Source organism: Gottfriedia acidiceleris (assembly GCF_050457485.1).
GTDB classification, from domain to species: domain Bacteria; phylum Bacillota; class Bacilli; order Bacillales; family Bacillaceae_G; genus Gottfriedia; species Gottfriedia acidiceleris_D.
The window spans coordinates 61,013-78,156 of record NZ_JBCMJM010000011.1; the positions used below are offsets into that span (position 1 = coordinate 61,013).

Below are 17,144 nucleotides of genomic sequence, written 5' to 3' on the forward strand. Positions count from 1 at the left end.
GGTGCTCATTACCGTCTAGGGTAACTCCGCTCCTCACCAGGCTTCGCGCCTCGAAAGACAAGCGCTTGCAATCAGTCTGAAAACCAAATTTAAAGTGCTTTGTCTACACACTGAAAAGAGAAGGTTTTTAGTCCTTCTCTTTTTTTGTATATTTCATCCTAATTTTTATTTTTTTTCGACCTTCTAGCAAACCAAAATGCGATAATGAGTGCTCCAATTGAGTCTGCGATTATATCTGTCATTGTATCAAAATTACCACCGCCTTGAGTATTTGTTCCAAAGAATTGGTCGCTACTAAATTCCCAAATCTCCCATACGGCTCCACAAAATACTCCAAAAGCAAATACAAATAAAAAAATGAATCCAGCGGACATTTCACTCCGAGACTGTTTTGTTGTCAATTTTCCCATTAAATCAATTGCTAAAAAAGCGACTAGCGTGCCACTTAAAAAATGTAAAAACGTATCCCACCAGCCTAAACTATAAAATCTAAGCATTGAACCAAGACATAGGGACCCTATTAAAAAAGCAAAATAAGAGATAATAAATGAAAATGCAAATCGAATTTTGAAAAACTTATCTAATATGAGTGGCAAAAGTGAACAAGCGAAGCCACCTAGTGCAATTGGATATCGATAAGAATCGTCCTTCATGAAGAAAATGACGAACAAGATAAGCATTACAATCGCAAAGATAATGCATAAAATTGTTTGTATGCCTCTTTTCATTTCGAATCCCCCATTCATCCTGTTTTTATCTCAAATCAAACATCAATATAAAACATGTTTAGTTTAAAATCTAAAAATGGGCTTAAATTTGACATAAAAAGTTCATCAAATTGATGAAAATTTGTTAAAAATTAACCGATAGAATTAGGAAATTTGGATTAGTATTGAATTAAGGATATGAATGGCAATTAGTTGGGAGGATAATTATGAACTTTTTCGCATACTTAAAAGATTTTATTTGGTATACTATAAAAACATATTTACTTCCATTTATTATTGTAATTATTTCAATAGTAATTGTTTTTTGGAGATTATTAGGTGATGAATTTACATTTAAATACATACGATTAGAAATAATCTATTTCACTTGTTTTTTCTTATTAGTATCTTTTACAACATATGAGATGAAGGGGCATAAAAATGAATAATTGGGAAGGATTAATTTCGGCGGAGGATCGAACAAAAATCTATTTGCGAAAATATATTCCTGCTGAACCAATTGCTGTGATTCAAATTGTACATGGAATGGCAGAGCATGGTGGAGCTTATGATAAATTTATTGAATATTTAGTTCATAATCAGTTTGCAGTTTTTATTCATGATCAAAGAGGCCACGGGAAATCAGCGGCGATTGAAGATGATCTAGGATTTTTTGGTGAAGAAATCGGCTGGGATGAAGTTGCTAAAGATATCATTTTTATAAGTAAGATGATTAGAAAAGAAGTAAAAGATATCCCTTTAATTCTATTTGGACATAGTATGGGATCTTATTTGAGCAGACGAGTAGTTCAATTAAAGGGAGGACTCTACGATGGGCTAATTATTTCTGGAACTGGATACGATCCAGGAATACTAAGAAAATTAGGGGTCTTTATATCAAGCGCAGAGGCATTTTTGTTAGGTGCCAATAAGAGAAGTAAAATTTTAGACTTTTTAACTTTTGGAAACTTCAATAATCATTTTAAGTTTCCTAAAACAAGATATGATTGGTTAACAAGAGACGAAACTGAGATTGATCGCTATATAAAAGATCCATTTTGTGGTTTTATATGTTCCTCTAGTTATTATCGTGAGCTGTTGAAAGGGATCGGAATCATACATCGTAAAGAGGAAATTAAGAAAACACCAACGTCACTTCCAATTTTGATATTTTCTGGAGATAAAGATCCAGTTGGTCAAAATGGTGACGGTGTTAAGAAAGTTTATGGGCTATATAAAGATATGGGATGTACAAATGTAAAGTTGAAATTATATGAAGAAGGCCGCCATGAGATGCTTCATGAAACCAATAAAGATGAAGTTCATCAAGATGTAAAAACTTGGATAGAAGAAACTATACTAAATCATTAAATAAGTGTTGTACTCTCATATTGAAGTATAGTATTCTTCATAGTAGAATAGGAAGTAACAGTCTTTTTACTGTGGAGGTGAAGAAATGCATACGTTTTTATCTGTACTTTTAATTATTGTTTCAGTACTTATGATTGTTTTAGTTCTACTTCAATCTAGTAAAAGTAACGGCCTATCAGGTGCGATATCTGGTGGTGCTGAGCAACTGTTTGGCAAGCAAAAAGCTCGTGGTTTTGAACTAGTTTTACAAAGAATAACAGTTGTTGTAGCAGTTTTATTCTTCATTCTAACGATTGCTGTAACATATTTTAAACTGTAATAAACAAGCTGCCTAAAAGGGTGGCTTTTTATTTTGTTAAAATTATAATAAATAGAACTTCCAAAAAAATACAGCCAGGTTATTGGCTGTATTTTGGTATGTAGATTATGTTCTAAATATTAACCTTTCATTGCAGCCCATTCTTCTTTACTTGGACCGTACATTCCTGGAATAGCTAGCCCAGCTTGTCGCATTAATACAGTCATTTGGCCACGATGATGCGTTTGATGCGAAATTGCCATACGTAGTAATGCATGGATAGGCATTTCAAGGAATCCAAAAGCGTTAATGATTTGATTTAAATCTTTTTCTTTCCATTCTTTTTGTGCAGCTTCAATCATAGCTTTACTAGCTTCCGCGTATTTTTCAGTAATTTCCTTTGCAGTTGCAGGCATTTCTTCTTTGCTCATAGATGCTTCGAATTGTAATCCTGATTGTGAAATGATCGCTTTAATTGCAGTAGTTATATGCCAAGCTAATTCTCCTAATGAGCTAAAATCTTCACCAATTGATTGATCAAGTGAATCATCTGTCATAGCATTTAGTAATTTGATTGTGTTTGCTTCTTCCATTTTCCATTCAGTAATAAATTCTTCAACATTATTAAACATAACGTATCCTCCTTTTGTTGGTTAAATGACCAACATTATTATTACCACACCTTTCATTAAATCATAACTAGTTAATTAAAAAAACTGTTTATTGGTAAATTATTGAATTGAAAGGTAAAATAAAAGAACAATTTCTTTACGTAAAACTAGTTAAATATTATTATTCATTATTTATATTGAAGATGTCGATTATTAATTTAAATAAACAAAATCATTAATAGATAATATAAAAGTAACGAAAGAAAAATGGATAGAAAAGTTTTGGAGTGAGTATATATGAGAGTAACAATGCCGAAGCCATTTACGTTTGAAGGTGGAGATCGAGCAGTTTTATTATTACATGGGTTTACAGGGCATTCTGCGGATGTTCGTATGCTTGGACGTTTTTTAGAAAAACAAGGATATACTTGTCATGCACCGCACTATAAAGGTCATGGTGTACCACCAGATGAGCTTGTTCATACTGGACCAGAGGACTGGTGGAAGGATGTAATGGAAGCTTATCAATTTTTAAAAGATAAAGGACATCAAAAAATTGCAGCGGTAGGTCTATCTTTAGGAGGAGTATTTGCACTAAAGCTAGGTTATACTGTTCCTTTGAATGGAATTGTCACAATGTGTTCGCCGATGTACATAAAAAGTGAAGAAATTATGTATGAAGGTGTCTTAGCTTACACAAGAGAGTTTAAAAAACGTGAAGGGAAATCTCCTGAACAAATTGAAGTAGAAATGGAAGAGTTTAAAAAAACTCCGATGAATACATTAAAAGCTCTTCAAGGATTAATAAAAGAAGTGCGTGAAAATGTTGATACTGTATATGCACCAACGTTTGTCGTTCAATCGACTGTAGACGAGATGATTAATACTGACAGCGCAAATATTATTTATAATGAAGTGCAATCTGATCAGAAAAAATTAAAGTGGTACGAAAATTCAACACATGTTATTACACTTGGACAGGAAAAAGACATGTTACATGAAGATGTACTAGCATTTCTTAATGAATTGGAATGGTAGAATGAAATCTTTCTGGACAAACTGAAAATAAATACCCTTAAACAGTAAGAAAAAGGAGGGAAAAGTATGAATCAACAATGGAAAGAAAAATTATTGGAATTGATGAAAAGTGAAGATTATAAGCCTTTAAATATCCAAGGGATTGAAGAGGCTATGGAGTTGACTGATGCAAGTGACTTTCGAGAAGTAGTAAAAACGCTCGTTATTTTAGAAGATGAGGGTTATATTGTACGTTCTCGAAATAATAAATACAGTTTACCTGATCAATCTAATTTAGTTAGAGGTAAATTAACTGGCCATGCGAAAGGCTTTGCTTTTGTCATTCCAGAAGAAACAGGGGCAGAAGATGTATTTATTTCACCATCAGATTTAAATGGTGCTTTACATGGAGACATCGTTTTAGCTCGTATTACAAAAGAAAAAAGTGATGCACGTAGAGAAGGGACAATTGTAAAAATTGTTGAACGTGGTCAAACGAAAATGGTCGGTACATACCAGGCTCAGAAAAGTTTCGGTTTCGTAATTCCTGATGATAAGCGATTCGGAAGTGATATATTTATAACAAAGAGTAATTCTCAAGGCGCTGTGGAAGGTCACAAAGTTGTTGTAGAACTTACTCAGTTTCCTGAGAATGGGAAAAATGCAGAGGGTATTGTAGTCCAAGTACTAGGACATAAAAATGATCCTGGTGTTGATATTCTATCTGTTATTCATAAGTTTGATTTACCGCAAGAATTCCCTAAGGAAGTAATGGATCAAGCAAATGCTGTACCGGATGAGATTGACGAATCAGCAATTGGTACTCGTCGCGACCTTCGTGATGAACAAATTGTAACGATAGATGGAGCGGATGCAAAGGACTTAGATGATGCTGTTACAGTAACAGCGCTTGAAAATGGTCATTACAAGTTAGGGGTACATATTGCAGACGTTTCATACTATGTGACAGATAACTCACCGATTGATCAAGAAGCTCATGATCGTGGAACAAGTATTTACTTAGTTGATCGAGTTATACCGATGATTCCGCATCGTTTATCCAACGGAATTTGTTCATTAAATCCAAAAGTAAATCGATTTACACTTTCATGTGAAATGGAAATTGACCAAAAAGGTGAAGTTGTTAAGCATGAAATTTTTGAAAGTATCATTAAAACAACTGAACGAATGACATATAGCGATGTAAATAAAATATTAGATGAGCAAGATGCCGAATTACGTGAACATTACGATCCGTTAGTCCCAATGTTTGAGGAGATGGCCAAGTTAGCGAAAATCTTACGTAATAGACGAATGACTCGTGGAGCAATCGATTTTGATTTTAAAGAATCAAAAGTATTAGTTGATGAAGATGGTCATCCAACTGAAGTCGTCATTCGTGAGCGCTCAACTGCTGAAAAACTAATTGAAGAATTTATGCTAGTAGCGAATGAAACAGTTGCTGAGCACTTCCATTGGCTAAATGTACCATTCATGTATCGTGTTCATGAGGATCCGAAAGAAGAAAAGTTACAACGATTCTTTGAATTTATTGCATCATTTGGTTATACAGTAAAAGGTGCTGGAAATGATATTCACCCGAGAGCGTTGCAACAAGTTCTAGATATGGTCCATGGGCAACCAGAGGAGACAGTCATTTCAACAGTTATGCTTCGTTCAATGAAACAAGCGAAATATGAGGCTGATAATCTTGGCCATTTTGGATTAGCAGCGGAGTATTATACTCATTTCACATCGCCAATACGTCGTTATCCAGACTTAATTGTCCATCGATTAATTCGTAAATATTTAATTGAAGGAAAAATGGATAATGAGACAAAGCGTGAGTGGGATGACAAATTACCTGCTATCGCTGAGCATGCATCTAATATGGAGCGTCGCTCTGTTGAAGCAGAAAGAGAAACTGATGATTTGAAAAAAGCAGAGTACATGCTTGATAAAATTGGTGAAGAATATGAAGGTATTATTAGCTCTGTAACGAATTTCGGTATGTTTATTGAACTGCCAAATACAATTGAAGGTTTAGTTCGAGTTGCTGATTTATCAGATGACTACTATAACTATGATGAGCGTACGTACGCGATGATTGGTGAAAGAACTGGGAAAATCTTCAGAATCGGTGATGAAGTATCAGTTCGAGTAGTTAATGTTAATAAAGAAGAACGAGCAATCGATTTTGAAATTGTTGGCATGAAATCGAACAAACCTCGTAGAAGTGGCGGTAGAGGACCAGTTAACCTTGGTGGTGGCTCTGGCGGTGGCAGAGGACGAGGTGGACGCGGCAGAGGGTCTTCAGATCGAAATGGGGACAGCTCTCGCAGTGGCCGTTCTCGAGGAGGACGAGGAGATAGTTCACCTCGAAATGAAGAGAGAGATAGTGGACGTGGCGGTAAATCATCGAGAAATAAACGCGATGATCGTTTTAATCCAACGAAAAGCAAAAGTAAGAGCAAAAAGAACAAGCCTTTTTACGAAAAAGTAGCAAAAGGTAATAAAAAACGATAGTAAGTAAAAAGCAGTGGACAAAATTGTCCACTGCTTTATGTATACAAACATAATTTATGGTAAAATAAGTAAAGATAGAGAGGTGTTATTTATGCCAAAAGGTGAAGGGAAAGTAATTGCTCAAAATAAAAAAGCTTATCATGATTACTTTATCGAAGAAACGTATGAAACAGGTATCGTTTTACAAGGTACTGAAATAAAATCATTACGTGCTGGAAAAGCTAATTTAAAGGATTCCTTTGCACGTGTTCAAGGCGGAGAAGTGTGGCTTCATAATATGCATATTAGTCCATATGAACAAGGTAATCGATACAATCATGAACCATTACGTACTAGAAAGTTACTACTACATAATAAAGAAATCGTGAAATTGATTGGTTATACAAAGGAAACAGGTTATACTCTTGTTCCATTAAAAATCTATTTAAAAAATGGCTATGCTAAGCTATTACTTGGATTAGGTAAAGGTAAGAAACAATATGATAAACGTGATGATTTAAAGAAAAAAGAAGCAAAACGCGAAGTAGAGCGTGCATTCAGGGATCGTCAACGAATCTAATTGGATAAATGTTGAAGCATTGGAATTCTGTTTTACTTTTAGAAACAATTGTTAATTGCAACTTGGACACATTATGCTATAATAAGTTTGTAAGTTAATCAGCAACACAAATTGCACGATGTGCAGTTTTTATAGATTATGAAGCCTTTGCTTTATGCTTCGTAAGTCACTCATAGCGAACAGAACTGAATAAGTTTTGTGAGCATTTTATATGGGGACGTTACGGATTCGACAGGGGTAGTTCGAGCTTAAGTTGCGAGTCGAGGGGTCGGCCTCGTTAAAACGCAAAAGCCAATAACTGGCAAAAACAACAATTTCTCTTTAGCTGCTTAATTGCACTAAAGGCTCCTCCTATGTATCGCCCATGTGCATAGCTTAGAGGGGTTCACTCATTAGTGGGCTACGCCGGACCTCGCCGTCTGAGGGGAAAGGAAGAGATTAATCAGACTAGCTATCAGGAAGCCTGTCATTGGGCTGAATGGTATGCGAAATTCTAATACAGTGACTACGCTCGTAGAAGCTTAAGTGCCGATATTCTTGGACGTGGGTTCGACTCCCACCGTCTCCACCAATACATACTGTTTGGTGGTTTTTTTATGTTTTGTGGTTTGAACCATAATTTTGCCTATTCGGCAAAGATATGCTTCAAAAAATGCAGAAGCAACTTTGAAAGTAGTTAATTAATAAATTATATAGACAAATATAGATGAATCGGCCCCCTTTAAATATAGTATCGAATTTTACAGAAATTAATTTAAGATTAATTCACTTTTGTGAAGTTTTTCACTTAAACTAACTGAATAACTTCACAAATATGTAAGTGTTTTATAGTTCATAAAGAAAAGAAGATTGGAGTCGTAGTGTTCGAAGTGATCTTGTATCTAGGGAATTAGAGAAAAAGTTGAAAAAAGAAAAAATGGTGATGGAATTTTGTTTCCATTTCGTAAAAACTCCCACTACAAATTATTTATCTGTGATGAATAGTTTTAATAAAGTCCTTTCAAACAAAGGAAATAGAACCCATGAAGCAGCACAGTACTCTGAAGACAGAGAATATATTAAACAGTAAATAAGAAATCACTTTACACCAAAGTAACAAACTTTAAATAATAGCCTTAAAACAACTCGTCACAGAATTGGCGAGTTGTTTTTTAAAATCATTCAACTATTCGCATTTACTCGACACTTGGCTACTTAAGCCCAATTATATATAAACTTGTTCACCTTAAGAAGGTCTAATTAGTATTGACATCCATATTAGCTTTTTGGTTAGATTGCTTCCGATAGTCAGCTTTGTATTATATATTTATTTAAATCTTTGGTTACTTCATTTGTTTTCCATCAATCTTTATGTTCTAATTCAAGTTGGATTGCATTTTAAAATAATCATCTGTCTTATGCCAATCGGGATACAATGGTTTAATCGCATATTTCTTTTCCATATAGACTCCTCCCTATATATATAATTAAGCTAACTATCGAGATCGTAATACAAAAACTTGGTTTATGCTTATCACTAAAGAAATAAATTCTTATTAATTCTAGATATCCTTTTTTGTTTGTTTCCTAAAAAGATTGACCTTCCTATTAAAATATCAAATTATTATACTATATTTGCAAAATATGAATTTATATGTAGAATATTGTGAATACATTTGTTTTCTTAGAATATTTTAAAAGGTAGGTTTTTAATTTGGCTAAATTTATTTCTGACGATGTACGTAAAAAAATAGTAGAGTTGTTTTATAAAGCTGATTCACTTACTAGAAATGACTTATCTCTAGATGAAAACTCATATTTAACTGATCTTACTTCTAACTTAAAAAGAGAAAAGGAAAAAATGAGCATTTCCGATTTTGGCATTTACACTGTAAAAATGCCTGCTGGCCCGGAAAGGACTTTAGGTGCCGATGGCATAATTATTTTTGAAAATCAAAATTTAAAAACTGTTAAAATTGGAATGTTCGAAGCAAAATGGTTAATTGAACACAATGGGAAATATCGCGATAGTTGGGATGAAAATAATTTAAAAAAAGCTTTCTCTAGATATACTAATGAATTAATTAAACAGCTGAAAATTCCCAGTCAAGTTGCTGTGTTTACAATGTTTCAATCAATGCAAGATTTAGATGTTAAAAATATAGATTTTCCTAGTTTTTCTTTAAAAGGTACAACTAATGTTTGGTCTGACACTGTATTAGACTATGTTTTTAATAAAAATAATAGAAATAGGCTGCTGAACAGTAGTAGTTGGAAAAAAGAGGATGCTCAGTATCTTGTGAAGAAAGGTGTAAATTTAGGTGACGTTATAAATGAAATTCTTTTATGTCACAAAGGCAAACAAATAGATATAACAGATGTTAAGAAGGAAAATATAGGTACCCGTTTTGTTTCAGTTAAAGACGGAGAAAATAAGTTATTAATACCTATACCAAGCATTGATATTTACAAAAATTATCACACCTACAGTTACAAAAAACTTGAAAAATGGATGCTAAAAAAATCACTGTCAACATTTATTCACGTTAAAACAGGAAGGCGTATTGATTAATTTTTTCGGTAAAGGTGGAACAGACTCAAATGTTACAAAAGTGCAGATTATGTGGTGAAGAAAAAAAACTTATTAAGTCCCATATAGTTCCCGAAGGATTTTATAAGAATATTTATGATGATAAAAGAAGATTGTTTTTAACATCAAAGTCTAGAGACGCTTTTACTCTTATGCAAAAAGGACAGAGAGAAGAACTATTATGTACAGAATGTGATAGTAATCTAATTGGTAATAAATATGACAAATATGGTATTGAAGTTATTAGGGCTCGGTTGCATATTCGAACATTTATCGATTATGAAAAGGAAATTTGGGTAGGATTAGATTACAATAAATTCAAAATTTTTCTATTATCTGTCTTATGGAGAGCACATATTGCTCAAAATTTTCACACGGGTATTACTTTAGAGAAAAGTGTAGAAAACCTGATTGTTGAATCAATTAAAAGTGGACAAGCACCGAAAGAAAATGTTATTCCGGTTGTAGGCATTTCTTTAGTAAACCCACAAGACAGTGATTTCAAATGTGATGGAATAATTTCTAATGGAAATACATATAGAAGAGTTGGACAATTTAATAGTAAGACTTACATAATTATATTTGGAGGTTACGCTTGGACATTTATTGTACCAAGTGCAGAAAAAAATGATCCTCAAGCATATTTTTTTCTAAAAGAAATTGGTCTTATGGCTTTTTCAAAACAAAGTATATATGATTTCACTCCTTTAACACAACTTATGACAAGCATTCATCATGCAAATGACAACTTTAATAGAATTAATCGCAATAATAAGTAAAGTAATTGTTTTGCAAAAAAGCTTTTTAAAGGGTAACGTGTTTTTCAAAAATAAAAGGACGGTTTGGCCCAATATAACTCCAGTCAAAGACTTTTTTTGGAGTTCTAGTATGCAGCTGTTTATTTCTCAGTACCAGTCTAACATTTATTTTTCCTCGGACAAAAAAACTTTAACTTATGAGTCCTTAATATTTATTATTTATTGTTGGATATCCCCACGAAAATTAAAAGAATTGATTATTATTCTGAAAAATTGCGAAATAATATACTTAAAGTAACGCATGCGTTAGCCAACCATGAATCGATTATTCACCACAGTGAATGGAAGTTTATAACTTACTTCCATAGTAGTTATATAGTCGCAGGTGTCGAATAATCGAATCCTATTTGATGAATAATCGTTTAAAAGATAAAAAAGTTGTTTAAATATGGAAGTTCAACATCCATTCACTTATAATAAAATAATCGAACGGATGTTTTTTTAGGGGGATATTAATGGCTAGCACTATTAAAATAAATCGTAGAAACATAACTATAAAAAAATCTTATAATGAACCCCAGTTTAATAGTAAGAGTATCTTGGTTAGTGACCCTTGGGAATATGTAGAACTATGGCTTAAGAGAAATAATAATAGTAATGATGCACTTTTTTATTGGCAACAAGCTAAACAGTTTTATGAAGCAACCTTATCTTTACCGTTAACTTCAGCCCCTTTGACCTCTTACTACTGCTTCTTAAATGCAACTAAAACTTTACTATTGATTCGAGGGATTAATTTTTCAGATATGCATGGGATTTCAGGCTATCGGAAAAAATCTAAGCTTGCCTTGAGTAATGAAATGATTATTTTGAAATCAGGTGGCATTATGCCGGCTTTATGTAGGTGTTTTGACGATGTTACACCTTCAGGAGACTCTAAAGTTGAATATACATTGAAAGATTTATTGAGAAATCTCGTTTATATTCATCGTACATACTGTTTAACGTATACATCTGAGGCGAGTAAAGAGTTATTTATTCCTTTAGATGATGTATTCTTTGTTAAGAAAGAAAAATCGAGTGAATGTTGGTTTAGTGCCGAAATAGATGATAAATATGCAACTCAACATACCCTAAACAAAATAGATAATTTCTTTGAAAGAGATGTCAATTTCGAAGATCAATTTATAGTTCGTTTTAAAGGTCGCTCTAAATGGAAAGGTAATCAAACTGTTACAACTACTAAGTTTATAAACTATCATAAAAAAGTTAGAAAGAATGTACAATACATTGCTGGCTCATCTAGTAGGTGGTATATAAAACGAACAAATATCAAGGAGAGTATCCCTTTGAGTTCGTTACCAATTACTTTTGCAGCTATGCATAGATTGAGTGAATTATCTAGATATGAGCCAATTACTTTATCAAAACATTTAAATAGCCAACAAAATTGGTTGTTATCAGAATTTATAAAAAGTGCTCCTTATCAATTTATTCATGAAATTGCTTCTGAAATTACAGGGGAAGAATTTTTAGTTCCACGTAGAGGAATCTAATGATTATTTAAGAAGTGATTCCATGCCAAAACGCCAATTGACTGAAAAAAAATCTCTAGTTATTTCAAAGAGCTACATACTTCAATTTATTGTTAGTTTAATACTCATAATCTTTTTTTCAAAAGAATAACTAAAATTTGAAGGACATTAAAAGCAGTGAGAATTCGTATGTGAATTCCACTGCTTTTTATATTGTTTTTATACGAACTTGCTTTTATAGTTGTGGTACCACAAAAGAGAACTGTTTACAGATAGTGAATGTTCTATTTTTTTAATGTACATCTTATTTTATGCAAACATGGATAATTTATAGATGAGTTTGAATTTAAATAATCGATATTATGATAAGCGTACTCTTTTTTGCTTATTTGGAAATTTGATATAATGTATTGGAAGTTATATCCAAAATGTATTTTATATAAACCAGTAAAATTATATATTTGTTTTAATTTTTTATAAGGAGGAACTTTATTTTGATAGATTTAGATTTTTCTAAAATTAGAAGCTTTGATGGAAGTCAGGATAATGGATTTGAAGAATTAATCTGTCAGCTTGCGCACTTAAAAAAACCTGAAAATGCCTCTTATTTTGTAAGGAAAGAGGGGGCCGGAGGGGATGCAGGGGTTGAATGTTATTGGAAGCTCCATGATGGTTCAGAACACGCGTGGCAGGCTAAATATTTTCCAGATAGGATGGAAGATGACCAATGGAGTCAGATTTCTAAGTCAGTTACTACCGCTTTGGAAAAACACCCTAAATTAACAAAATATTATGTTTGTCTGCCGAGAGATTGGACAGATAGTAGAAAGTTATCTAAATCTGGAAAGCTAGTACAATCTGCCTGGGTAAAATGGGAAGAACATGTAAAGAAGTGGAATTTAAAAGCAAAAGCAAAGGGGATGGATGTTGAGTTTTTATACTGGTGTAAGCATGAGATTAGTCTAATGCTTCAGACCGATGATTCACATTTTGCTGGAAGATCTTTATATTGGTTTAATGAACCAGTAATTCACCCACAATTACTTAATAAATTAGCTTTAAATTCAAGAGAAGCTTTGGGAGAACGTTTTACACCTGAAAATCACGTTCATTTATCGATTTCTGCTCAGTTTGATGGTTTGGGGCTAAGTCCAGAATGGAACAATCGATTAATGGAAAATAGAAGTATAATTGAAAATATTTTAAAAAAGCTTGATATGGATTTTTTTAGCAATAGAAATTTTCCTAAAAATGAGGTTTTTTGGACTGAATTATATGAAGAACTCGAAAAAATGAGTAACGAGTTACTTATTTCGTTAGAACGAGACTTTACTAATTTTAATAATATTAAAGAAAATTATAGTAAGTTAGAAAGTATTTTTAAAAAATGTAGTTCTAGTATTTATAGCATTTTGGAAAAGGAACAGGGGAAAGAACTAAAAAATCAATGGAGAGAATTTAATAATAAATTCCAACAAATAGAGAACAAGTTCGTTGAAATGAAGTCTTTTTTATTTGGTAAAGCTGCTCAAGCGATGACAAGTAAAGCAGCAGTCCTTTTAGGAGAAGCTGGAATTGGGAAATCTCACTTGTTATGTGATCTTACTCTTAAAAGGCTAGAAAATTCATTACCTACACTTTTTTTACTAGGACAACAATATTCCGGAGGTAACCCATTTAATTTTATTTTAGATCAATTAGATATCCGAGGAGGATCATATAAACAAGTGCTAGGTGCTTTAGATGCCGCAGGTGAAGCTAAAAAAACTAGAACGCTAATAATAATTGATGCAATAAATGAAGGTAACCACAAGGATGAATGGATACATCATCTTTCTCCTTTACTTGCAGAAATATCTAATTATCCTCATCTTTCTATATTACTAAGCTGTCGCAGTACATATGCAAATTATATAATTCCTGAATTATCGGAACACCGATTAACTCGAATAAATCATACAGGGTTCAAGGGATATGAACACAGGGCAGCAATGATTTATTTAGCTAATCAAGGAATATCGAAGCCAAGTGCTCCAATAACATTACCAGAATTTAGTAATCCGTTATTTTTAAAAACTTGCTGCAAAGCATTAAAAGTAAATGGATATACATCTTTTCCAAAGGGATTACATGGGCAGAGTAAGCTATTTGATTTTTATTTAGACAGTGTTGAAAAAATAATAAACAGGAAAAAGAAATATATCTCTGGTCAAATGGTAGTTAAAAATGCCTTAAATGAATTTGTGGAATCACTGTATCCTAATAACTTGTTTGGGATTACTGTTTCAGAGGCGTTAATGAAAATTAATAAGCATGATACCAATCCTCAAAGTGATGATAGTTTGACTTCCTTATTAATTGATGAAGGACTATTATCATTAGATATAATTCCAGAACCAAATGGACGTGGAGTAGAAGTTCTTCGTTTTACTTATGAAAGATTCAGTGATCATTTCATTGCGCAATATATTATAGACCAAATTAACAAGAATGAAATAGAAATTTGTTTTGTGGACGAGGGCCTTATTAATGAGTTGATAAAAAATGGTCCAAATAAATCGGGAATTATTGAGGCACTAGGTTTAGGTTTCCCTGAAAAACTACAAAGAGAATTTATTGATTTTATTGACGAAGATTCATTTAACTATGATTGGTTATTTTCTAGTTCATTTACAGACGTTATTCAATGGAGAGCAATTGATTCATTTACAGATAGAACTGTTGAACTACTTAACATGATCCCAAGTTATGGAGTTCATAAAGAGTCGATTGATAAGCTATTAATGTTATCTACTGAACCAGCTCACCCATGGAATGCTGACTTTTTGAATAAAAACTTACAACGTATGAAGTTAGTCGAGCGAGATGCGTTTTGGTCAACGCATGTTGCCGTTAGTGATTGGGAAGAAAATGAGGAGAATTCTGAGTCTATAGTTAGAACAATAATTGATTGGTCTCTTAAGGCAAATTTAAATGAAGTGGAAACAGAAAGATTACGACTTACTGCAATAACATTACTGTGGTTGACTACTACTACAAACCGAAGAGTTCGTGATCAATCTACGAAATCATTAGCAAGGATTTTATCGTATTCACCTCAATTAGTGGAGTATCTAATAACTAATTATAATAGCTGTGATGATCCATATTTAGTTGAAAGGTTATATGCTGCTATCTACGGGGCTGTTTGTGCTATAAACAATGAAAAAATAATTAAAGAAATTGCAATGTGTGTATTTGCAAATGTATTTGAAAATAGAAAACCATATCCACATATTTTAATGCGAGATTATGCAAGGGGGGTATTAGAACTTGCATTTAATAAGGGGCTTTTCCTTAGTGATATAAACCCAGAGGTGTTTAGACCTCCCTATAGTAGTGATTGGCCAATTGAAAATCCATCTAAAAAGGATATAGAAAAATTAGTAGTCAATGAATTATCATCTGCAATCAAGAACTCAGTAATTGGTTATTTAGGTGATTTTGGGAAGTACTCTATGGGTTGTGTACATGATTGGTCACCAACGCCACTTGCTGAAGAAAAGCCTGAAAGTTCATATGAGATACATCTCAAATTCGCTAAAACACTACCTGAGGAACTAAAAGATAGATACATAAAACACATAAATAAACAAATAGAAAAAAATATGAATGAACAGTTTAATCTTAAAGAGTTTTTGGAGTCTCTCAAAGTTAATGAAAATAATTTTGAAGATAATAAGATAAAAATGGAAGATGATTGGGAAGTTCTAAAAGAAGATGTAAAAGCTAGTTTAGATGAAAATCATTTAGAATATTTCAGGTGGGTAAGTGGGTTAGGTATTAATGAAAGGCCTGCAAAGTTTAGTCGAAAATGGGCACAAAGGTGGGTATGTAAAAGAGCGTATGAATTGGGGTGGGAATCAAATTTATTCGCAGATTTTGAGAGATTATATTTAAAAAATAATGATAGATCATCTTCAAGGGTTGAAAGAATAGGAAAAAAATATCAATGGATTGCTTTTCATGAATTATTAGCTATAATGTCTGATAACTTGTATTGGGTAGACAGGGGTTATAGTGATGTTGATGATTCAAAGTATTGGGGTCCATGGCAAATTCATCTTCGTGATTTGGATCCAACCATGTGGTTACGTGAAACTGGTGATTCCGGTTGGGATGAATTCAGTAATATTTGGTGGCAACCTTTTAATTTTCCATTTGTTGATGATAATTTACAACACCAAAAGTCTTGGCTTTGGGATAAGACAAACATTCCTTCATTTAAAGAATTAATAATAAGGACAAATCCTATTGATAATAAAAAATGGACTGTTTTAAGAGGTTTTGCTAAAGGGAGTAAGAAAGCAGAAAAAGACGAAAACAACATACCTGGTCAAGATGCTTGGTTTAGGATTAATACTTGTATTGTACACAAAAATGATGTAAATACACTTATTAATGAACTTAAAGGTAAAAATTTATGTGATCCAGATATTTCAAAACCAAAATCGACAGGACATCAGGGATTTATAAAAGAATATCCATGGCATCCATGTTATGAAGAAATGATTGATTGGAATCAGCCGAACTCTAATGATAATTGGAGAGAATTAATAAACGTCAAATTTTTAGTTCCAACAAATGAGTATGATTGGGAGTCTGGCAGTACAGATAAATCTATAAAAAAATCAATTTCATTATACTTACCAAATAAATATTTATTAAGTGAATTAGATTTAAAATTAAAAAAGAATGAATTTGGAGAATGGGTAGATGGAAAAGGTAATTTGGCTTTTATAGATCCAAGTGCAAAAAATACTGGGCCATCATTTGCACTAATAAATTCTGAGTTATTAAACGATTGGTTAGAAGAAAATAACTTTCAATTGATTTGGCTTATTGGGGGAGAAAAACAACTTTTTACTAGTATGGCAAGCAAATTCTTTGGTCGACTAGTTTACAGTGGGATATTTACCCATATAGATAATAGGATAGATGGCGAGATGTGGTTTATAGAGGAACCAAATGATAGGTTAGAAGAATAAGTAAATAACATCTAATCACGTCATCCTTTTGATATATAATTAATATTAGAAGTAAAGATACAATAATATTGTCAGACGACCTCTCGGAAGCCAATCTAAATAACTATCAGGGAGTTTTTACTAATACCTTTCAACTTAAAAAACAGGACATGGAGGAAACCAGGTC

12 protein-coding genes and 1 other RNA gene are annotated in these 17,144 nt (G+C 32.7%); 11 read left to right on the forward strand and 2 right to left on the reverse strand.

Translation table 11 applies throughout. The features are described 5' to 3' along the window. Positions 1-158: 158 nt before the first annotated feature. Complete coding sequence (locus ABEY15_RS12590) at positions 159-728, reverse strand: hypothetical protein (protein WP_429890426.1); 570 nt, start codon at positions 726-728, stop codon at positions 159-161. A 206-nt stretch (positions 729-934) separates the two neighbouring features. Between ABEY15_RS12590 and ABEY15_RS12595 the strand changes: the two genes are divergently transcribed. The 3 genes from ABEY15_RS12595 to secG all read left to right on the forward strand — a co-directional run bounded on the left by ABEY15_RS12595 (position 935) and on the right by secG (position 2,397). Beyond that, the gene (locus ABEY15_RS12595) at positions 935-1,156 is read left to right on the forward strand and encodes a hypothetical protein (protein ID WP_429890427.1); all 222 of its coding nucleotides are present in this window, start codon (positions 935-937) and stop codon (positions 1,154-1,156) included. After that, positions 1,149-2,078 carry an alpha/beta fold hydrolase gene (locus tag ABEY15_RS12600; protein ID WP_429890428.1) on the forward strand — a complete coding sequence of 310 codons (930 nt, stop codon included), beginning with the start codon at positions 1,149-1,151 and terminating at the stop codon, positions 2,076-2,078. Before ABEY15_RS12595 ends, ABEY15_RS12600 begins: the two co-directional genes overlap by 8 nt. Before the next feature lie 85 nt (positions 2,079-2,163). Then, positions 2,164-2,397: a preprotein translocase subunit SecG gene (secG, locus tag ABEY15_RS12605; RefSeq protein WP_025569105.1), complete on the forward strand. Its 234-nt coding sequence runs from the start codon at positions 2,164-2,166 to the stop codon at positions 2,395-2,397. 119 nt (positions 2,398-2,516) lie between these two features. Here secG and ABEY15_RS12610 read toward each other — a convergent pair whose 3' ends face one another. After that, complete coding sequence (locus ABEY15_RS12610; protein WP_429890430.1) at positions 2,517-3,008, reverse strand: DinB family protein; 492 nt, start codon at positions 3,006-3,008, stop codon at positions 2,517-2,519. Between the two features lie 276 nt (positions 3,009-3,284). On the opposite strand from ABEY15_RS12610, the gene ABEY15_RS12615 reads away from it, so the two are divergent. From ABEY15_RS12615 to ABEY15_RS12650, 8 genes are all read left to right on the forward strand, one after another. Further along, entirely contained in the window at positions 3,285-4,025 is a 741-nt protein-coding gene (locus tag ABEY15_RS12615; protein ID WP_056469924.1) for an alpha/beta hydrolase, read from the forward strand. 66 nt (positions 4,026-4,091) lie between these two features. Then, entirely contained in the window at positions 4,092-6,530 is a 2,439-nt protein-coding gene (gene rnr, locus ABEY15_RS12620; protein WP_429890432.1) for a ribonuclease R, read from the forward strand. 91 nt (positions 6,531-6,621) lie between these two features. Continuing rightward, positions 6,622-7,089, forward strand: a complete 468-nt coding sequence (gene smpB, locus ABEY15_RS12625) for an SsrA-binding protein SmpB (protein WP_025569157.1) — start codon at positions 6,622-6,624, stop codon at positions 7,087-7,089. Between the two features lie 213 nt (positions 7,090-7,302). Beyond that, positions 7,303-7,660: a transfer-messenger RNA gene (ssrA, locus tag ABEY15_RS12630) on the forward strand. Positions 7,661-8,782: 1,122 nt separating this feature from the next. Beyond that, a complete protein-coding gene (locus tag ABEY15_RS12635; protein ID WP_429890434.1) occupies positions 8,783-9,640 on the forward strand; it encodes a hypothetical protein in 858 nt (285 codons plus the stop codon). A gap of 29 nt (positions 9,641-9,669) precedes the next feature. Continuing rightward, the gene (locus ABEY15_RS12640) at positions 9,670-10,437 is read left to right on the forward strand and encodes a hypothetical protein (protein WP_429890435.1); all 768 of its coding nucleotides are present in this window, start codon (positions 9,670-9,672) and stop codon (positions 10,435-10,437) included. A 494-nt stretch (positions 10,438-10,931) separates the two neighbouring features. Then, positions 10,932-11,972: a YaaC family protein gene (locus ABEY15_RS12645; RefSeq protein ID WP_429890437.1), complete on the forward strand. Its 1,041-nt coding sequence runs from the start codon at positions 10,932-10,934 to the stop codon at positions 11,970-11,972. 473 nt (positions 11,973-12,445) lie between these two features. After that, a complete protein-coding gene (locus ABEY15_RS12650) occupies positions 12,446-16,978 on the forward strand; it encodes an NACHT domain-containing protein (RefSeq protein ID WP_429890438.1) in 4,533 nt (1,510 codons plus the stop codon). Positions 16,979-17,144 lie beyond the last annotated feature (166 nt).